The organism is Ectothiorhodospiraceae bacterium BW-2, from assembly GCA_008375315.1.
In the GTDB taxonomy this organism is placed as follows: Bacteria; Pseudomonadota; Gammaproteobacteria; order Thiohalomonadales; family Thiohalomonadaceae; genus BW-2.
This window is the reverse complement of the sequence record CP032507.1, coordinates 299,794-319,459: the sequence shown is the minus strand read 5'-3', so window position 1 is coordinate 319,459 and position 19,666 is coordinate 299,794. Positions and strand designations below refer to the sequence as shown.

20 protein-coding genes and 2 pseudogenes are annotated in these 19,666 nt (G+C 49.5%); 17 read left to right on the top strand and 5 right to left on the bottom strand.

Annotation, left to right across the window (positions count from 1 at the left end; translation table 11 throughout):
- Positions 1 to 12 precede the first annotated feature (12 nt).
- Positions 13 to 447: a cytochrome c gene (locus tag D5085_01375; protein ID QEP41913.1), complete on the bottom strand. Its 435-nt coding sequence runs from the start codon at positions 445 to 447 to the stop codon at positions 13 to 15.
- A 131-nt stretch (positions 448 to 578) separates the two neighbouring features.
- Here D5085_01375 and D5085_01370 point away from each other — a divergent pair, with 131 nt between their 5' ends.
- The 8 genes from D5085_01370 to D5085_01335 all read left to right on the top strand — a co-directional run bounded on the left by D5085_01370 (position 579) and on the right by D5085_01335 (position 7,368).
- The gene (locus D5085_01370; GenBank protein ID QEP41912.1) at positions 579 to 986 is read left to right on the top strand and encodes a hemerythrin domain-containing protein; all 408 of its coding nucleotides are present in this window, start codon (positions 579 to 581) and stop codon (positions 984 to 986) included.
- Positions 986 to 1,198, top strand: coding sequence for a DUF2249 domain-containing protein (locus D5085_01365; protein QEP41911.1), 213 nt, complete (start codon positions 986 to 988; stop codon positions 1,196 to 1,198). The genes D5085_01370 and D5085_01365 overlap by 1 nt, the downstream gene beginning before the upstream one ends.
- Positions 1,195 to 2,502, top strand: a complete 1,308-nt coding sequence (locus tag D5085_01360; GenBank protein ID QEP41910.1) for a hypothetical protein — start codon at positions 1,195 to 1,197, stop codon at positions 2,500 to 2,502. The genes D5085_01365 and D5085_01360 overlap by 4 nt, the downstream gene beginning before the upstream one ends.
- 44 nt (positions 2,503 to 2,546) lie before the next feature.
- On the top strand, positions 2,547 to 4,532 hold the full coding sequence (locus D5085_01355) for a methyl-accepting chemotaxis protein (protein QEP41909.1): 1,986 nt from the start codon (positions 2,547 to 2,549) through the stop codon (positions 4,530 to 4,532).
- Entirely contained in the window at positions 4,525 to 5,109 is a 585-nt protein-coding gene (locus D5085_01350) for a molybdenum cofactor guanylyltransferase (protein ID QEP41908.1), read from the top strand. The genes D5085_01355 and D5085_01350 overlap by 8 nt, the downstream gene beginning before the upstream one ends.
- Positions 5,110 to 5,113: 4 nt before the next feature.
- The gene (locus D5085_01345) at positions 5,114 to 5,890 is read left to right on the top strand and encodes an NnrS family protein (GenBank protein QEP41907.1); all 777 of its coding nucleotides are present in this window, start codon (positions 5,114 to 5,116) and stop codon (positions 5,888 to 5,890) included.
- 232 nt (positions 5,891 to 6,122) lie between these two features.
- Positions 6,123 to 6,317 carry a hypothetical protein gene (locus D5085_01340; protein QEP41906.1) on the top strand — a complete coding sequence of 65 codons (195 nt, stop codon included), beginning with the start codon at positions 6,123 to 6,125 and terminating at the stop codon, positions 6,315 to 6,317.
- On the top strand, positions 6,301 to 7,368 hold the full coding sequence (locus tag D5085_01335) for a hypothetical protein (protein ID QEP41905.1): 1,068 nt from the start codon (positions 6,301 to 6,303) through the stop codon (positions 7,366 to 7,368). Before D5085_01340 ends, D5085_01335 begins: the two co-directional genes overlap by 17 nt.
- A gap of 281 nt (positions 7,369 to 7,649) precedes the next feature.
- Here D5085_01335 and moaC read toward each other — a convergent pair whose 3' ends face one another.
- The 3 genes and pseudogenes from moaC to D5085_01320 all read right to left on the bottom strand — a co-directional run bounded on the left by moaC (position 7,650) and on the right by D5085_01320 (position 9,878).
- Positions 7,650 to 8,135: a cyclic pyranopterin monophosphate synthase MoaC gene (gene moaC, locus D5085_01330; GenBank protein ID QEP41904.1), complete on the bottom strand. Its 486-nt coding sequence runs from the start codon at positions 8,133 to 8,135 to the stop codon at positions 7,650 to 7,652.
- A 515-nt stretch (positions 8,136 to 8,650) separates the two neighbouring features.
- Positions 8,651 to 9,091: pseudogene (locus D5085_01325) on the bottom strand (molybdenum cofactor biosynthesis protein MoaE).
- 106 nt (positions 9,092 to 9,197) lie between these two features.
- Positions 9,198 to 9,878: a Crp/Fnr family transcriptional regulator gene (locus D5085_01320; protein ID QEP41903.1), complete on the bottom strand. Its 681-nt coding sequence runs from the start codon at positions 9,876 to 9,878 to the stop codon at positions 9,198 to 9,200.
- Between the two features lie 193 nt (positions 9,879 to 10,071).
- Here D5085_01320 and D5085_01315 point away from each other — a divergent pair, with 193 nt between their 5' ends.
- The 9 genes and pseudogenes from D5085_01315 (at position 10,072) to D5085_01275 (ending at position 17,878) form a co-directional block, all read left to right on the top strand.
- Entirely contained in the window at positions 10,072 to 11,550 is a 1,479-nt protein-coding gene (locus D5085_01315; GenBank protein QEP41902.1) for a cytochrome C552, read from the top strand.
- Between the two features lie 89 nt (positions 11,551 to 11,639).
- Positions 11,640 to 11,984, top strand: coding sequence for a tetratricopeptide repeat protein (locus tag D5085_01310; GenBank protein QEP41901.1), 345 nt, complete (start codon positions 11,640 to 11,642; stop codon positions 11,982 to 11,984).
- On the top strand, positions 11,981 to 12,577 hold the full coding sequence (locus tag D5085_01305; protein QEP41900.1) for a cytochrome c4: 597 nt from the start codon (positions 11,981 to 11,983) through the stop codon (positions 12,575 to 12,577). Before D5085_01310 ends, D5085_01305 begins: the two co-directional genes overlap by 4 nt.
- A 12-nt stretch (positions 12,578 to 12,589) precedes the next feature.
- Positions 12,590 to 13,864, top strand: a complete 1,275-nt coding sequence (locus D5085_01300; protein QEP41899.1) for a cytochrome C — start codon at positions 12,590 to 12,592, stop codon at positions 13,862 to 13,864.
- A gap of 210 nt (positions 13,865 to 14,074) precedes the next feature.
- Entirely contained in the window at positions 14,075 to 14,296 is a 222-nt protein-coding gene (locus D5085_01295) for a hypothetical protein (protein ID QEP41898.1), read from the top strand.
- A gap of 271 nt (positions 14,297 to 14,567) precedes the next feature.
- On the top strand, positions 14,568 to 15,812 hold the full coding sequence (locus D5085_01290) for a hypothetical protein (protein QEP41897.1): 1,245 nt from the start codon (positions 14,568 to 14,570) through the stop codon (positions 15,810 to 15,812).
- 247 nt (positions 15,813 to 16,059) lie between these two features.
- Positions 16,060 to 16,701, top strand: a complete 642-nt coding sequence (locus D5085_01285; GenBank protein ID QEP41896.1) for a hypothetical protein — start codon at positions 16,060 to 16,062, stop codon at positions 16,699 to 16,701.
- Between the two features lie 499 nt (positions 16,702 to 17,200).
- Positions 17,201 to 17,486, top strand: a pseudogene (locus D5085_01280) (type II toxin-antitoxin system HigB family toxin).
- 11 nt (positions 17,487 to 17,497) lie between these two features.
- Positions 17,498 to 17,878 carry a hypothetical protein gene (locus D5085_01275; GenBank protein QEP41895.1) on the top strand — a complete coding sequence of 127 codons (381 nt, stop codon included), beginning with the start codon at positions 17,498 to 17,500 and terminating at the stop codon, positions 17,876 to 17,878.
- Between the two features lie 153 nt (positions 17,879 to 18,031).
- Here D5085_01275 and D5085_01270 read toward each other — a convergent pair whose 3' ends face one another.
- The gene (locus tag D5085_01270) at positions 18,032 to 19,276 is read right to left on the bottom strand and encodes a hypothetical protein (GenBank protein QEP41894.1); all 1,245 of its coding nucleotides are present in this window, start codon (positions 19,274 to 19,276) and stop codon (positions 18,032 to 18,034) included.
- Between the last annotated feature and the right edge of the window lie 390 nt (positions 19,277 to 19,666).

Sequence of the window (19,666 nt, the reverse complement as noted above, 5' to 3'; positions counted from 1 at the left end):
TAGTCACTCCGTTTAGCCTTGAATGTTAGGGGGCCAGTTTTCGGTATTAATACCGCCGACATATTTAAGAAACTCAATTAGAGCATCGAGCTCCTCATCGCTGAAGTTAAACTGTGGCATACTGCGCCGCCCCGGTACCCCTTCGACAGGACGACTGCTGATAAAGGCCTTAATGGCGATATCACTACGACCAAAGCGCTCATAGACATTGCCGAGTTCAGGGGCGAAATAGGCGCCTTCACCTAGCAGGGTATGGCAACCGATACAGTTATTCTCCTCCCAGAGCCGTTTACCGAAAGCGACCTGTTCGGTCAAATTCTCTCGATTATCGCGCTCTGGCCAAGCGCGATGGGTATCGAATGTCAGCGCCAGAAAGAGCAGTATGAAGAAAAGAGAACCTCCATAGTAGATATTTCTGGCCATGCTTTTGGTAAAAAACTCCTGCATAGCTAAGCTCCTGTCGATAAAAAAAGGGAGCGAAGGGTAAGGGGTGGAGAGAGAATGCGCCTTGATATAGATCAAGGATGCACCGCTATCGATCGGTTACTCTCCTTTGTAACTGTAGTTAGGAGAGTGTTATGACGATTTTTCAGCAACTATCAACGCAGCATCAACGCTGCGACAGCGAACTTTCGGCAACAGAGGTAGCGATAACCAAACAGCAGTGGTCAGAGGCTTCGGCGGCATGGAGTCGTTTTATGGCCGAGACCGAACGCCATTTTCAGCTAGAGGAGCTGCAACTTTTTCCGAAGCTAGAGGCGCAGATCGGCTCACCGATGGGGCCGACGGCGGTGATGCGCCACGAGCATCAGCAGTTACGAGAGCTATTGACAGAGGTGACCACCCTTATCGCCGCACAGGCGAGGGAGGCGGCGCTAGGGGAGATCGAAACGGTGCTGGTTCTGCTACAGCAACACAACGGCAAAGAGGAGTCGATTCTCTACCCGATGGCTGATCGTTTTGGGATATCGCTTGAGGTGGCGTAATGGAGCTAGATGTTAGTGAGCTAGAGCCGTGTGAACCGATGATGCAGATTAGGGCGGCACTAGAGCAGCTTACCGTAGGGGAGAGCTTGGTGGTCTATCACCGTATGGAGCCGGTTTTGCTCTATCCTACGCTCGAACAGCACGGTTTTAGCTGGCGTTGTGAAACCGGAGTCTCGCATCCGGTGAAGTTGACTATCTGGCGTAGCGCATGAATCTAGGTGGGTTGACGCTGGAGCAGACTCCCCCCCTAGGGGTGCCGCTGCGCTACTTTATGACTGCGCCACTGTTTGCCCTGCTTGCCGGAGGGTGGTGGCTCTGGCACTATGAGACCATTCTTGCCGCTCCCCTCTCCCCCGAAGCGCTAGCGCTAGTCCATCTAGTGGCGTTGGGGGTGTTACAGATGATCTTTATCGGCGCTATCCAGCAGTTAGTGCCGGTTCTGGGTGGAGTAGCACTATGGCAGTCGCTGTGGGTGGCGCGGCTAGTTCATGGGGGGCTGGTAGTAGGAACGCTGCTACTGAGCACCGGACTCTACCTAGGAGAGTCGCGGCTGCTGCTTAGCGCGGCACTGCTGCTTCTGTTAGCTCATCTGTTGTTTATCTTGGTCGTGGCGGCTGCGCTCTGGCAAGCTCGCCGCTATCTGCGCGAGACGCTGCACGGCTTAGCGCTACTGCTACCCTTTGTGGTCACACTGGTCGGTTTCGGGATTTGGCTAATATTGGCCCGTAGTGGCTGGCTAACTCAGCTCGGTTACTATGAGATACTACGGCAGAGCCATATTATCGTTGCGGTAGGGGGGTGGTTTATCGGTGTAGTGGTCGCGGTGGCGCTACAGCTAGTACCGATGTTTCAGACCACGCCCCCCTACCCGCGCCGATTTAGAGTCGTTATGGTGCCGCTGTGGATTGTGCTACTGTGGGGAGGGCTCTTTATCGATGATCTGCGTTATGTTGCGCTGGCGTGGTTAGCACTGTTTAGCGTAGTGACTCTATGGCTACAGCAGCACCGAATGCGTAAGGTGGCTGATGTGACTGTGAGTTGGTGGCGCTCTGGGGTGGTGGTGTTGCTACTTATCTCTCTAATGGGGCTGTTGCACCCTTGGATAGCGCAGTTATTTAACTACTACTCCCTGACGATAGCGCTACTATGGGTGGGTGCTGTCTTGCTGCCGTTAATGGTGGGAATGCTCTATAAAATCATCCCTTTTCTCTGTTGGCTGCACCTGCATAACCGTCAGTTAGCGCTCTGGCAACAGACGACTCGGGTTAAAATTCCTAATATGCGACAGTTTGTTTCCGAGCGTTCGGCACAGTGGCTACTCTATCTCTGGTATGGGATGGTACCCGCTATCCTGTTACTGAATGGCTATGCCGATAGCGCCGCCCTAATTTTGGGCGGAGTGTGGTTGCTGTTTTGGATTGGCTGGAGTGGGCAGCAATATGCCGCCATTCGTACCTTTATGCAGGTGGATCGTCAGCTTAAGCTGGTGACTTTAGAGTCTGCAGAGCACCGTTAGATTAACATGCAACATAGTCATATATAGTGACAAGAGGCTACCCGATGAAGATGTTTGAGCGTTTTTTAGTGCAGTTAAGAATAGGGCAAAAGTTGTTGTTGCTAATGGCGGCTCCTCTCTTGGCGATACTCTATTATGGTGGAACAACCCTATCGAACTCTTGGGATAACTATCGCGATGTGGACTATCTACAGCAGATGGCCGAGTTCTCTGTTGCCATCGGCGATATGGTGCATCAACTACAGCTAGAGCGGGGGCTTTCGGCCGCTCTTCTCTCCTCTAACACCGCACAACAACAGCAGCAGCTAATCGCCCAGCGGCAACAGAGTGATACCGATATCGCTAAACTAGAGCAGATGTTGCGGCAGCAACAGCATGACTCCCTATGGCGCTATTTTGCGATCGATACCTCCCCCCTGTTGCAGCAGTTAGAATCGTTGTCGCGACTTCGTAGCCGTGTCGATGATGCAGCATCAGAGGGGCAGAGAGGAGAGATCGTGGAGCGCTATACGCAGACTATTCGCCAATTTTTGCAAATCATTAGCGAAAAGGGGAATCAGACTAACCATGGTCACTATAGTCGTAGTGCTAGTGCCTATGCCCTCTTTTTGCAGACTAAAGATCGCCTTGGATTAGAGCGGGCGTTACTAAGTGGGCTATTTGAGCGAGATAGCGTTCGTGTTGAGGAGCTAATACAGTTAGTCGAATTGATGCAGCAACAGCAGACCCTACTCGCCCGTTTTAATCAGCTCGCCCCCTCTGAATTAAAGCAGCGCTATCTGGCGTTAACGCAGCAGCCTATCCTGGCCAAAGTCGCTCAGATGGAGCAGCTTATTTTGAGCGCTCCGACGAAAGAGGGGTGGGAAGGGGAGGCTAATCGAGCTCTTACTCAGCAGCAGAGAGGCTACGGTATCGCCCCCTCGCTCTGGTTTGCCACTATAACGGACATGATAAATTTATATAAAAAGCTGGAGGATTGGCAAGCAGAGCAGCTAATACAGCTAGCGGTAACGATTGAGCATGAGTCGTTGAATCGTATGGTGTTCACGCTCGTACTCATTGTCCTGATAGTGACGGTAGTGAGCCTTTTAGGGTGGCTAATTGGCCGCTCGATTCGTAACGCACTGACTGAGAGTTATCAGTTTTTAGATGATATCGCTAAGGGCGAGGGCGACTTAACCCGCCGCTTTACCCTGTATGGGCGAGACGAGATAGCGTTACTCGGTGGTGCCTTTAACCGTTTTGCCGATAAAATTGAGTCGATTATCAGTGCTGTGAAACAGTCATCGTCAGCAATGGGGCAGTTAGTGAATGAGATTAGTAGCGGTAACGACGATCTCTCCTCCCGTACTGAACAGCAGGCAGCATCGCTACAGCAGACCGCCTCAAGTATGGAAGAGTTGACTTCTGTCGTGCGTCAAAATGCCGCTAATGCAAACCGAGCGACTGAGGTGGCGCAGTCGGCTCGCTCATTAGCCGAGGAGGGGGGCTGCGTTGTGCAGGATACCGTTGATGCAATGCAGCAGATCCAGAACTCTAGTAAGCAGATTGCCGCCATTATTACGACTATCGACGAAATCGCTTTTCAAACCAATCTACTCGCCCTCAATGCTGCCGTCGAAGCCGCTAGAGCGGGTGAGCAGGGGCGCGGTTTTGCTGTGGTAGCGGCAGAGGTTCGCAATCTAGCGCAGCGTAGCGCAACAGCCGCAAAAGAGATTAAACAGCTAATAACCGATAGTCTGGCGAAGGTAGAGCGGGGCGTTGAGCTGGTGGATAAATCGGGTGGCTCATTAAAGCAGATTGTGACCGAGGTGAGGCAGATGAGTGATCTGATACAGGATATCTCCGCAGCTAGTAAGGAACAGTCGCAGGGAATTGAGCAGGTCAATACAGCAGTGGTGCAGATGGATAGTGCGGTGCAACAGAACGCGGCAATGGTCGAGCAGCTCTCTTCGGTGAGCCAAACGATGAAAGAGCAGTTTAACGATCTGTCGCAACTGGTCTCTCGTTTTCAGGTACGCAATGGCTAATCCTAGCTTTCATGGTGCAATTTTAGCTGGAGGCCGATCTTCCCGCATGGGTCAAGATAAGGCGCTATTAACTCGCAATGGTGAGACGCTACTACAGCGGACGCAGCGTCTATTGCAGGAGGCAGGAGCCGGTGAGGTGTTGATCTCCCGTAATAGCGGGGAGTCGGGATACATTGCCGATAGCTTTGTCGATAGCGGCCCGCTAGGGGGGATCTACTCGCTCTTGCGTCACTATCGCGCTACTCTGCCGCTGCTGGTGGTGCCGGTTGATCTCCCTTGGCTAGTGCCCGAGACCCTCTCCTGTCTAGTCGATAGTGGTATGGCCCATGCCAGCTCATGCTGCTACGATGGCCATCCGCTGCCGCTGTTTCTCTACCAGCCGATCGAGATGGTTGAGCCGTTACATCGGGCGTTAATTCAGCGGAGATCGCTGTCGGTGCGCAATTTTTTAGCCCAATTTCCCCTGCGGTATCTTCAGGCTACCGCCCCTGAGACGCTGCTCAATACCAATACCCCCGCTGAGTGGGCGCGAGCTAGCATGGAGTGTACTGGCGATTTTCTAACTAACGAGAGGTAGCTTCATGGCTGTGGTAGGGTTAAATTTAGAACCAGTGGATCAACAGCACTTTGCCCTGTTTAACCTCGGCTTTCGCCCCTTTTTTTTAGGGGCGGGGTTATTTGGTGCGGTGGCGATGGTGATTTGGTTATTAAACTACTCACACCATCTACCACTGAACCTGTTAGCTATGCCGAGTTGGCAGTGGCACGCCCACGAGATGATCTATGGTTATACCATGGCAGTGGTGGCCGGTTTTCTGCTAACGGCGGTTAAGAACTGGACGGGAGTGCAGACCATTCGTGGCCCTCTTTTGGCGCTTTTTGTAGCTCTATGGTTCTTGGCGCGGCTGGTTATGCTGCTTAGCGATATCACTCCTTGGATTTGGCTAATGGCGATTCAGCTACTGTTTCTGTTCGGGTTGGTGGCGGCGGTCGCTTGGCCTGTGGTTAAGGTGAGGCAGTGGTCGCAGTTATCTATTGTGTTAAAACTGCTGCTGATCGGGGTCTCGGAGCTCCTCTTCTGGTTAGGTATTGCGGGGGTGGTTGCCGATGGCGAAATATGGGGTCTCTATAGCGCTCTCTATCTGATTCTGTCGCTACTACTGTTAATGTTACGGCGAGTTGGCCCCTTTTTTATCGAACGGGGTCTTGATAATGGCTTTAAACCGAAAAACTATCGCACAGTCGATATCGGCTCTATGGTCGCGATGTTACTCCTGCGGGTAACTTGCTGCGTATTGTTTCAGTTCATTGTCATCCAATTGGGTGTCAATATCAGCAATTCAGGGGCAGCTCCATAACCGACTAACTTCATAAACTTACATTGGCAAAAAAATTATTTTTTCCAGCAAAAATAGCCCATATATCTCCAATTTTGAGAGGTAACCGCATGTCAACTGCACGAAAATCAGCTTCGAACCAATCCGTCCGGTCTAAAAAAAGAATCGGAATAAACGTAAATTACAGCGCAAAGATGTCGTCTATCAACTCCACCTGACCATCACACACTTCTTTCCTGCTCTCTTTGAGCAGATGAGAGAGCTGGATGAGTGCCGGACATCTACTAATTATGATTTGGCGGCTCTTATTACGGCCTGCATTGCCATGTTTCTCTTTAAAGCCGGTTCTCGTAATGAAATGAATAATCTGCGCGAAGAGAAACGCTTTCGCAAAAACTACCAGCGGTTGTTCAAAATGCCGCTACCTCATTATGGATACCGTCGATAATGTCATGCGACAACTCACGGAGGATCAACTGCAAAAACTGACTCAATCCATGGTTAGGGCGCTGTTGAAAAAGAAGATATTCCACAATCAACGGCTGTTTGGTGAATGGTTTGTCATTGCGGTGGATGCGAGCGGGATTCATAGTTTTACAGAGTGTCCCCATGAACAGGCGCTGCACAAAGACTACAGCAGCGGTAAAAGTAGCTGGCATAACATGGTTTTAGAGGCCAAACTGATTACCGCTAACGGCTTCGCCATCTCCATTGCCACAGAGTGGCTGGAAAACCCCGAAGAGGGCAACTATGACAAACAGGATTGTGAGCGTAAGGCATTCAAACGCCTAGCAAAAAAGTTGAAATCGGCGTTTCCGCGTCTACCCATCTGTCTGGTTGCCGATGGACTCTATCCTTATCAGGGATTCTTCGAAATTTGCTCAGAGTATGGTTGGGGCTGGATAGTCACCTTCAAGGATGGCAATCTGCCATCTGTTTGGGAAGAGGTTAAATCCTTGTGCCAGTTAACATCCGGCAATCAACGAAAAATCATTCTACGGCAACAGGATAATGTCATTGAGCAAAACTATACATGGATTAACGATATTGACTATCATGGCGTGAAACTACACTGGCTGGAATGCATAGAGACAACCACCGACAAAGAGGGGCAGATAATTGAAAATCGGTTCGTTCACATTAGCTCCTATCCCATCAACTGGAATACGGCACCGGAATTGAGCCGTACCGGACGCTTACGCTGGAAAATAGAGAACGAAGGCTTTAATACCCAAAAAAATCATGGATATGCATTAGAGCACAAATTTTCACGGGTGAGTTATCTGGCGACCAAGAATTACTACCAGTGCTTGCAAATAGCTCACATCATCAATCAGTTACTGGTATTTAGCAAGACATTTCAAAGTGTTATGCAGGGGAAGATGACCTTAAAGCGCATCTGGGGAAAGATGATTGCCGTTATGACTGAACGAAAACTGTCGGTAACGAAATTAGCCCAACTCACCGGGCGCCCCTGCCAGATTCGACTCATCAATTAAAAGACGATGGAGATCCCCGCTCCGAAATTCGGGATAACCCTCATTACACACTGGAGACAAGCTCACTCAACACCGCTGTACAATTTGAAATAGTTGACTTTTCAACAAGGAAATGTTGAGAAGAGGGGGGGTATTGTCGCCAAGAAAGCAAGGCTATGTAGTGATGCTGGTTTGGCGGTGACTCTGAATTGCTGGTCAATATCTACGGCCTTGTCCATCGTTTCGTTATTTGTCAGCCTCCTCACAGCGAGGAATAGAGATCGTAAGCATGATGAATCGTTCTATGGCCGCTGCCACTGTCCAGACTTACCGCCCAACTTTTCCATAAGTCGGATCTCCCCCATTACCATCCCTTTATCGACCGCCTTACACATATCGTAGATGGTCAGCAGGGTAATCTGTACGGCGGTAAGCGCCTCCATCTCGACACCGGTTTGACCGTTGGTAGCCGCGGTAGCGGTGCACTCTACTGCATGGCGTTCTCGATTCGGGGTGAGCTCAATTGCGAGGTGGGTTAAAGGGAGTGGATGGCAGAGCGGAATCAGATCAGCACACTTTTTCGCCCCCATAATGCCCGCTAGGCGGGCGGTGCCGAGCACATCACCCTTTTTATGTCCCTGCTCGATAATGAGTTGTAGGGTTGGTGGCTGCATAAAGATGGTACCGGCTGCGACGGCGCGTCTATCGGTGGCGGCTTTGTTAGAGACATCAACCATGTGCGCTTCACCGGCGGCGTTAAAGTGACTCAAAAAAAAGGGGGGGGTCATACGGTGCCTATCTGTTGCTGAATAAAGTGGGCGACTTGATCGATCTGATTAAGGTCGAGTCGGGGTAAGCCTTGAGTATCAAGATCGGGGCGATCAGTGGCGATAGCGATGCAGTTTGGATCAGGTTGGAGCGGATCGGGCAGATAGGGCTCTCGTAGCAGCCAGATTTTGGGTATCGTCTCCTGCTTAAAACCTTCGACTAGAATAAGATCGAGCTCTTGCTGATGAAAATGGTGCGGCAATTGGGATAGGGTTAGCGCTTCGTGCGGCTCTAACATCATCGCGAGTTTATGATCTGCGGCCAAAATTACCTGTTTAGCTCCGGCTTGGCGCAGCCGGTAGCTATCTTTACCCGGTTGATCAATCTCAAAATGGTGGTGGCTATGTTTTATGACGCCAACCCGAACCCCGCTGTGCTGTAATGTGGGAATCAGTCGCTCTAGTAGGGTGGTTTTACCGACGCCGCTCTCGCCACTAATGGCCAGCAGCGGTAGGTTGAACTCATTGCGCTTAGTCTGCCATCTTGTCGCGGCCCTCTCATCGCTCTGCTTGGCCTCTACCCAGTGTGACTTAGCAGCGGTGGACTCTTTTTTCCAAAACGGTGCCTGAGTTTTGAGGTAGTCTATAATAAATTCACAGGCGGCAAAGGCCTCACATCGGTGGGCTGAGGCGACGGCGACCAGCACAATTCTGTCAGCCGGTTTTAGCTCGCCATAACGGTGAACGACTAGCACCTCCTCTATATTCCAGCGTAATCGCGCCTCATTTTCGATGGCCTGTAGCCTCTTTTCGGTCATACCGGGGTAGTGTTCGAGGGTAAAACCGGTCAATGGTTGTTCGGCCATGTCGCGTACTAAGCCGAGAAATGAGGTCACGGCGCCGATGTTGGGGCGGCTCTGGTGTAGCTGGGCGATCAGCTCACCTGGGTTAAAGTCGTCTGGTTGGACTTGAATCATGGTCAATTTTACAGTAGCTATCTACGATGGGTCGTGGTTTAGAAGGTGTCTATGCTGTGGCGATTTTGGCCTGAGGGGGCGGTTGTGTCAAGCATCTTAACAGGAGCTATACCACTATTTTTGCCTGCTGAAGTTTATGTAAGTCAATGATTTTTAAATATTGTTGGTTGCATTCAATCAGCCCATCTCGATTAAGCTGCAGCATGGTACGCGATAGTGTCTCGGGTTTCATATATAGGTGTGAGGCGATGGTTTGGCGTGAAGCGGGGAGGTGAATGGTTAAGTTTTGCTGCTGTTGCTGGAGTTCGATAAGATAGCTGATAAATCTTTGGCGCGAGGTTAACATCGTGTATTCATTTGCTTCAATTAAGAGTTGATGTATGCGACGACTCAGATGGCCTAACATCTTTAAACAACACTCGCTTGATTTCGTAATTGTTTTTCTGTAAGTGTCTGAGTTAAATTGAATAATTTCAGTATCCTTCTCCGCTTTAGCCGAGACTGGATAGTAAGATGCCTGCAAAAACATTAATGCTTCGGCAAAAGTTCCCCCAGCTGAGACTAGCTCAATCACCCGCTCCTCACCATTATCGGCCCGAAAATTGAGCGATACGCAACCTTGGCAGACTAAGTAGAAGTGTTTCGCCTCATCCTCCTGAAAGAAGAGGTACTCACCCCGTCTAAAAACTCTTTTTTTGGCACAGGTTTCGATTTTTTGTAGCTGTTTTTCATCCAAAAATTTAAATAATTCGTGATGTCTGAAGAGTATCCGATTAGGAATTGTCATAATTTTAGTCGCTCCATCCGCCGTTGATCCCCCTAATTGTCCCCATTTTCGCCTAAAAATCGGTTAATAAAATTGATCTATATCAAGAACACTCTTGGCGCACGCTATAAAATCTCCCTCTATGAGTGTGGGAAATATTTTTAAAGCCACTCACTGTTTTACCTTTGATAACCACCGATAGGAGAACTAATCGATGAGACTGTCTATTTTTTGCCTAAAATGGCTATTTTTTACGCTTTTTTCGCTCTTGATGGTGAGTCAAAGCTATGCGGCTCGTCCGGCGGGAGCGATAGGCAGCGACTGGGGCAATCCTAAAGGGATCGCCTGTGTCGAGTGCCACTTGAGTGAAACCCCCGGATTGACCAAGCAGTGGAACGATAGTCAGCATGGCCAGAGTGGGGTGAACTGCCTCGACTGTCACCAAGCTAAGGCCGAGGATAGTGATGGCTTTATGCATGAGGGGGAGCTTATCTCAATTATTGTCACCCCTAAAGATTGCTCTAGCTGCCACACGACCGAATTTGAGGAGATGGATGGATCGCACCACTCCAAAGCGGGAGAGATTTTAGCCTCGCTCGATAACCTGCTCGGTGAGGTTGTGGGCGGTCCGGCTGCGGTTAATGCCGGCTGTCGGCAGTGTCATGGCGGGGTAGTCGAAATAGGGGAGGATGGTAAGCCGCTTCCGGGAAGCTGGCCAAATACCGGTATTGGCCGTATCAACCCTGATGGCTCCAAAGGCTCCTGCACCGCCTGTCATGGCCGTCACGGCTTCTCTAAAGCACAGGCGAGAACTCCTGATACTTGCGGAAAGTGTCATGTGGGTCCCGACCACCCCCAAATCGAGGTCTATAACGAATCGAAGCATGGCATTATCTACCGCGCTAGTATCGATGAGATGAATCTTAAATCGGATAAGTGGGTTGCAGGTATCGACTATGTTGCCGCACCGACTTGTGCAACTTGTCACATGAGCGCCGGTGGTGAAGAGGGAAAGACTCACAATGTCGGAGAGCGCATCTCGTGGACACTACGCCCGCCGATTTCGCATAAACTCAACCTAGTTCGGCTTGAAAATGGCGATGAGTTTGATGTTAAAGAGGGGGCAGAGATACCTCAAGTCGGTGACATGGCTAAAGGATCGCGAGTGATTGAGGTTCTGACATGGCAAGATAGACGCAACAAGATGAAGAGCGTCTGTAGTGCCTGCCATAGTGGCAGTGTTATTGAGGGGCACTACAAGCAGTTCGATGATCTGGTTGATCTCTACAATGAGAAGTTTGCTAAACCGATTGCGGCGATTATGGGGGTTCTTAAACAGGAGGGATATATTACCTCTGGTCCATTCGACGATGCGATTGAGTGGACTTGGTGGGAGATTTGGCACCACGAAGGTCGTCGCGCTCGCCATGGCGCCTCCATGAGCGGCCCCGACTACGCTTGGTGGCACGGTATCTACGATGTTGCGAAACACACCTATATGAAGTTCATTCCAGAGTTAAAAGAGGTGGTGATGCATAAAGATGGCAACACACAACGCGCCGATGAGCTGCTAGCTAAGTACTTTGGTTCCCATGAAGGGCACGACTGGTACTTTAACGGCATGAGCAAAGAGCAGCTCGATACTGTACGCAAAGGGTTTGAAGCGCGTTACGGTAAGGGCGCGCTTAAATAGGCGCTTATTCACCGCTACCTCTCTGCTATTGAGCTCAATGACGAGCCTATTGATAGCAGAGAGGGTTACCTCATAGGAGAAAAATATCGATGCGAAATAGATACTGTTCCACTCTAAGAATCGCCTTCGCTGGGCTTATGCTCTATACAGGGCAGCTGTTAGCGAGTGCGGCCTCTGTGCCGCTAACAGAGCAGGCGAATCAGCAGCTTTTAAACCAACACTATCAACAGGCAGTGCAGAGCTATCAGAGTGCGATCCGTCAAGGCGAAGAGCCCGGTCGCGCTTTTATTGGTATGGCTATCGCTTATCTCCATCTAGGCCAATACCCCTTAGCTCGCGCCGCACTAGATGAGGCAAGAGAGCGAAAACCGCACCATAGTGAGGAGATTGATAAATTGATGATTTGGCTAAATGGGCGTGAGGATAAGTTATGAGCTCTAAATTCCGACTACTGACCACTTTAGTTCTATTTGGCGGGATCGTGGTCGCCCCCTACAGTTCTGCGGCGACACCACGCTCAGCGGCTATGTTAGCTAATACCTGTGCTGGCTGTCACGGTACCGATGGGTATAGTGCCGGCGGCCACATGCCCTCATTAGCGGGGTTAAATAGCCGCTATCTCTATCAGGCGATGGTTAACTATCAAAACGATGTTCGTCCCTCAACGATTATGGGTCGTATTGCTAGGGGGTATAGCGACAATGAGTTAAAAGCGATGGCAGCCTATTTTGCCGCTAAACCTTGGCAGCAGGCGGCTCAAATCGAGGAGGGGAGTCTCAGTGAGACGGGGAGTGAGTTACATCAGCAGCTCTGCGCCTCTTGCCATCAAGATGAGGGGCGTTCGCAGCAGCGAGATACCCCTAGATTGGCCGGTCAATGGCACGACTATCTCTTTGATCAATTGACCGATATGCAGCAAGGCGGCGGCTACCATGGTAGCCATCCGGCTAAAATGCTACAGCGTGTCGAGCAGCTCAGTTCTGATCAGCTTCGCGCTATCAGCCATTTCTACGCCAGTCAAAAATAGGAGCAGCCTACGATGAGTCAACTTAATCGCAGAGATTTTATTAAGATCGGCGCAACGCTGCCGCTGTTAGCAACGGCTAAAAGCTATGCCGCTTCCCCCTCTAGTGCCAAAATTGTGGTTATTGGGGGGGGATATGGCGGTACCATTGCCGCAAAATATCTTAAAAAGCTCGATCCATCGCTCGATGTCTTGCTTATTGAGAAGGAGGCCTCTTATCGCTCCTGCCCACTGAGTAACGAAGTATTAAGTGGCGAGCGTACACTCGATTCGCTCACCTTTAACTATCGCGGTCTCTCCTCTCACGGTATTCATATTATGCAGGATGAGGTGATTGGTATCGATCCTGTTAAGCAGCTAGTTCATGGCTTAGAGGGACGGCACTACCGTTACGATAGGCTTATTGTCTCACCTGGTGTCGATTACCGTTGGGAGATGATAGAGGGATATAGTGCCGAGATCGCCGCAACCACCTACCCCCATGCGTGGAAAGCTGGAGCACAAACGGAGCTATTGCGAAAGCAGCTATTAGCGATGCGTGATGGCGGTACGGTGCTAATTAGTGCTCCCCCTAACCCTTTTCGTTGCCCGCCCGGGCCTTACGAAAGGGCGGCGCAGATTGCCCACTACCTTAAACACCATAAACCAAAATCTAAAATTTTAATTTTAGATCATAAAGATGCCTTCTCTAAACAGGGGCTATTTACCGCAGGTTGGAGCCGTTTCTATGGCGACATGATTGAGTGGGTCGGCGGCGCTGCGGGGGGGAAAATAGAGGCGCTAAGTCTTGATGATCACCAACTTGTGGGTGAATTTGATAACTACCGAGGGGATGTGATTAATATTATTCCGGCACAAAAAGCGGCTCCTTTAGCGGTTAAGGCCGATCTGACCGATCAAAGTGGTTGGTGCCCTGTGGATCAACGCAGTTTTGAATCGACTCGTCACCCGAATATCTATGTGATTGGCGATGCGGCGATTGCGGGTGCTATGCCTAAATCGGGTTATGCGGCTAATTCACAAGGAAAGGTCTGTGCGGCAGCCATTGTTGCGCAGTTACAAGGCGTTGAGTTGCCGGAACCCTCCTATGTCAACACCTGTTACAGCTTAATTACCCCCGATTATGGTATTTCAGTTGCAGCCGTTTATCAGCTACACGAGGGTCGAATTGAAGCCATTAAGGGGGCCGGTGGACTCTCGCCTCCTCAAGCTGATCCTCGCCTTAGAGCGCGCGAGGCTCAATTTGCTCACGGCTGGTTTAAAAATATCACTACCGATATGTTTGGTTAACTCAACAAGGCCTACATCACCCTCTCCCACCTGGTGGGGGAGGGCTACACTGACTGTTCAAGCCCTACATCTAACTTCCGCTTTGCCGCTACCGAGCAGTAGCCCCACTCCCCCTGCCGAACCACCAATGCGCGTGGCACGGGGGCCAGTGACCACATATTGGTAATCCGCCAATGTCATTTATGGGGGTTACTTTTAAGAACGAAGGTTATGGATGAGAGATGGCTGACTGTCGGTGGCATCGACGGCTTTGTCGCGATGTGCCAACACCAACTCGGCCAACAGCCGCGCTCGGGCACCGTGTTTGCCTTTATTAACCGCTCCAAAACGATGATTCGCCTGCTAGTCTATGAGAACAATGGCTACTGGCTGATGACCAAGCGCCTCTCCAAAGGCAAATATCGGGGTTGCCTCGCCCAGCAGAGCCGATAAGTGCGATTAAGGCACAGCAATTCAGGGGCAGCTCCATAACCGACTAACTTCATAAACTTACATTGGCAAAAAAATTATTTTTTCCAGCAAAAATAGCCCATATATCTCCAATTTTGAGAGGTAACCGCATGTCAACTGCACGAAAATCAGCTTCGAACCAATCCGTCCGGTCTAAAAAAAGAATCGGAATAAACGTAAATTACAGCGCAAAGATGTCGTCTATCAACTCCACCTGACCATCACACACTTCTTTCCTGCTCTCTTTGAGCAGATGAGAGAGCTGGATGAGTGCCGGACATCTACTAATTATGATTTGGCGGCTCTTATTACGGCCTGCATTGCCATGTTTCTCTTTAAAGCCGGTTCTCGTAATGAAATGAATAATCTGCGCGAAGAGAAACGCTTTCGCAAAAACTACCAGCGGTTGTTCAAAATGCCGCTACCTCATATGGATACCGTCGATAATGTCATGCGACAACTCACGGAGGATCAACTGCAAAAACTGACTCAATCCATGGTTAGGGCGCTGTTGAAAAAGAAGATATTCCACAATCAACGGCTGTTTGGTGAATGGTTTGTCATTGCGGTGGATGCGAGCGGGATTCATAGTTTTACAGAGTGTCCCCATGAACAGGCGCTGCACAAAGACTACAGCAGCGGTAAAAGTAGCTGGCATAACATGGTTTTAGAGGCCAAACTGATTACCGCTAACGGCTTCGCCATCTCCATTGCCACAGAGTGGCTGGAAAACCCCGAAGAGGGCAACTATGACAAACAGGATTGTGAGCGTAAGGCATTCAAACGCCTAGCAAAAAAGTTGAAATCGGCGTTTCCGCGTCTACCCATCTGTCTGGTTGCCGATGGACTCTATCCTTATCAGGGATTCTTCGAAATTTGCTCAGAGTATGGTTGGGGCTGGATAGTCACCTTCAAGGATGGCAATCTGCCATCTGTTTGGGAAGAGGTTAAATCCTTGTGCCAGTTAACATCCGGCAATCAACGAAAAATCATTCTACGGCAACAGGATAATGTCATTGAGCAAAACTATACATGGATTAACGATATTGACTATCATGGCGTGAAACTACACTGGCTGGAATGCATAGAGACAACCACCGACAAAGAGGGGCAGATAATTGAAAATCGGTTCGTTCACATTAGCTCCTATCCCATCAACTGGAATACGGCACCGGAATTGAGCCGTACCGGACGCTTACGCTGGAAAATAGAGAACGAAGGCTTTAATACCCAAAAAAATCATGGATATGCATTAGAGCACAAATTTTCACGGGTGAGTTATCTGGCGACCAAGAATTACTACCAGTGCTTGCAAATAGCTCACATCATCAATCAGTTACTGGTATTTAGCAAGACATTTCAAAGTGTTATGCAGGGGAAGATGACCTTAAAGCGCATCTGGGGAAAGATGATTGCCGTTATGACTGAACGAAAACTGTCGGTAACGAAATTAGCCCAACTCACCGGGCGCCCCTGCCAGATTCGACTCATCAATTAAAAGACGATGGAGATCCCCGCTCCGAAATTCGGGATAACCCTCATTACACACTGGAGACAAGCTCACTCAACACCGCTGTACAATTTGAAATAGTTGACTTTTCAACAAGGAAATGTTGAGAAGAGGGGGGGTATTGTCGCCAAGAAAGCAAGGCTATGTAGTGATGCTGGTTTGGCGGTGACTCTGAATTGCTGTTAAGGCACAACAACTACGCCAACTCCTCTCAAATTTGGTAAAATAGTGCCATCTGGATGACACACCCAACCGGATTTTGAATCAGGGCACGATTCTGAAGCCTGACAGACGGAGCGGTCAACTTAAACCCCGCAGCGGTACTTTCACTTCCGGCTTAATCGCGACACTGGAGAGTGGCCAACAAATCGTGCTCTACCAGACCGATATCGGCCATGCCGGAGAGTTGATCGATGAGATTCTGCGTCTGCGCCATCCTGGGTTACCCAAACCCACTATCATGTGCGATGCGCTCAGTCGCAATCTGCCTACGGTGCTGGATGAAACACAGCGACACGATACATTCTGCAACAGCCACTGTAGGCGGGGGTTTGTGGATGTGGCAGAGCTGCATCCGGATAACGGCCCATGGGTGTTAGCGCTCTACGACCCGGTGTGGCACCACGATGCTCACTGCAAGGAGGAGAAGTACACCCCGGCAGAGCGGCTGGCTTACCATCAGCAGCACTCACTGCCGCTGATGGCGCAGCTCAAACAGTGGGGCGAGGCGCAGATTGAGAGTGGCGATGTCGAGGAAAACAGTCCGCTGGGCAAAGCGATCCGCTATCTGCTCAACCACTACGACAAATTGACCGGATTTTGCCGCTCTCTAAGTCTATCAGGCCGGCTCCGAGGCCGTCACGCTATGGTGGCGTAAGGTTACGGATGTTTCCGCTCAAAGGAGGGAGCTATGATGTTTGCCAGAATTCGCAGCTACCTCTCTACCTGCCAGAAGAATGGGGTATCCCCAGCTGAGGCTTTGCGACTGCTCTACAATGGAAAGTGGCCAGAGTTTATGGAAATTCACCCCTGAATAGTTACGATTTTTTTTACTATCTTACCCCCCCTGAGTAGTTACGGTTTGAGAGCTGTTTGTGTTGCAAAAGAGGCCTGTTAACAAGGGTGTTTTAGCTGGTCGGCGCTATTTTTTTTGGCTTAACCCGCAAATCGGTATGCCGCTATTGGGCTCGCGGCACGCTGTGCGGCACAGCGAGATGGGTTATTAAAGGATTTTTTGAGAGAGCAATTAACAGCTCAGGCTAATGCCTAACCGTTGGGCAAGTCTGTCTTGACGGATTAAAACGCAAAAAAAGCGCCTGAATTTTATTTGTGACCATTCCCAAATTGGGAACTTTGGGTTATGATTTGGGGCTATAATGAGACTATTCGGACGAGACAAGCTGGTTAAGTTTTGGCAGAGACATGCCAACTCGAAAAGAGCACTACAAGCGTGGTTTGATGAGGCGCAACGAAGCCACTGGCAAACGCCGCAAGATATAAAAGAGCGCTATCGTAGTGCTGATTTTTTGGCTGACAACAGGGTGATTTTTAATATTAAGGGTAACCACTACCGACTGGTCGTACAGGTGCAATATCGTCATGGTATGGTGGTGATTGAGTGGGTAGGTACCCCATGCTGAGTATAGTCAAAAGCAGTTTTAAGAGGGTTGGTTATGCAACAGATGAGAGTGATTAAGTCAGGGGCTGAACATGAACAGGCGCTTAACCGCCTAATGACACTGATGCAACTTGACCCGGTAGAAAATAGCCCTCAAGCAGATGAGTTGGAGCTGTTGGCTCTGTTAATAGAGCACTATGAGCAGCAACAATACCCGGTTGATCCCCCCGATCCAATTGATGCTATTCGTTTTCGTATGGATCAGATGGAGATGAGTCAAAGAGAGCTCATTCCCTATATCGGTTCGGCTTCTAAGGTCTCTGATGTGCTGAACCGAAAGCGTCCGTTAAGCATTAGCATGATTAGAAGACTGACTCAAGGGTTAGGTATTTCGGCAGCAATTCAGAGTCACCGCCAAACCAGCATCACTACATAGCCTTGCTTTCTTGGCGACAATACCCCCCCTCTTCTCAACATTTCCTTGTTGAAAAGTCAACTATTTCAAATTGTACAGCGGTGTTGAGTGAGCTTGTCTCCAGTGTGTAATGAGGGTTATCCCGAATTTCGGAGCGGGGATCTCCATCGTCTTTTAATTGATGAGTCGAATCTGGCAGGGGCGCCCGGTGAGTTGGGCTAATTTCGTTACCGACAGTTTTCGTTCAGTCATAACGGCAATCATCTTTCCCCAGATGCGCTTTAAGGTCATCTTCCCCTGCATAACACTTTGAAATGTCTTGCTAAATACCAGTAACTGATTGATGATGTGAGCTATTTGCAAGCACTGGTAGTAATTCTTGGTCGCCAGATAACTCACCCGTGAAAATTTGTGCTCTAATGCATATCCATGATTTTTTTGGGTATTAAAGCCTTCGTTCTCTATTTTCCAGCGTAAGCGTCCGGTACGGCTCAATTCCGGTGCCGTATTCCAGTTGATGGGATAGGAGCTAATGTGAACGAACCGATTTTCAATTATCTGCCCCTCTTTGTCGGTGGTTGTCTCTATGCATTCCAGCCAGTGTAGTTTCACGCCATGATAGTCAATATCGTTAATCCATGTATAGTTTTGCTCAATGACATTATCCTGTTGCCGTAGAATGATTTTTCGTTGATTGCCGGATGTTAACTGGCACAAGGATTTAACCTCTTCCCAAACAGATGGCAGATTGCCATCCTTGAAGGTGACTATCCAGCCCCAACCATACTCTGAGCAAATTTCGAAGAATCCCTGATAAGGATAGAGTCCATCGGCAACCAGACAGATGGGTAGACGCGGAAACGCCGATTTCAACTTTTTTGCTAGGCGTTTGAATGCCTTACGCTCACAATCCTGTTTGTCATAGTTGCCCTCTTCGGGGTTTTCCAGCCACTCTGTGGCAATGGAGATGGCGAAGCCGTTAGCGGTAATCAGTTTGGCCTCTAAAACCATGTTATGCCAGCTACTTTTACCGCTGCTGTAGTCTTTGTGCAGCGCCTGTTCATGGGGACACTCTGTAAAACTATGAATCCCGCTCGCATCCACCGCAATGACAAACCATTCACCAAACAGCCGTTGATTGTGGAATATCTTCTTTTTCAACAGCGCCCTAACCATGGATTGAGTCAGTTTTTGCAGTTGATCCTCCGTGAGTTGTCGCATGACATTATCGACGGTATCCATATGAGGTAGCGGCATTTTGAACAACCGCTGGTAGTTTTTGCGAAAGCGTTTCTCTTCGCGCAGATTATTCATTTCATTACGAGAACCGGCTTTAAAGAGAAACATGGCAATGCAGGCCGTAATAAGAGCCGCCAAATCATAATTAGTAGATGTCCGGCACTCATCCAGCTCTCTCATCTGCTCAAAGAGAGCAGGAAAGAAGTGTGTGATGGTCAGGTGGAGTTGATAGACGACATCTTTGCGCTGTAATTTACGTTTATTCCGATTCTTTTTTTAGACCGGACGGATTGGTTCGAAGCTGATTTTCGTGCAGTTGACATGCGGTTACCTCTCAAAATTGGAGATATATGGGCTATTTTTGCTGGAAAAAATAATTTTTTTGCCAATGTAAGTTTATGAAGTTAGTCGGTTATGGAGCTGCCCCTGAATTGCTGTATTTCGGCTGATGTACTGATTCGTGAGCCAGCTCGAAATGAGGCACCGGAGAGTCCTGCTGATTGGCGGGCATTACCTGTATGAATAGTATTGAAGTGGCTTTTGTCAGACTACTGCACCGGCGCGAGATAT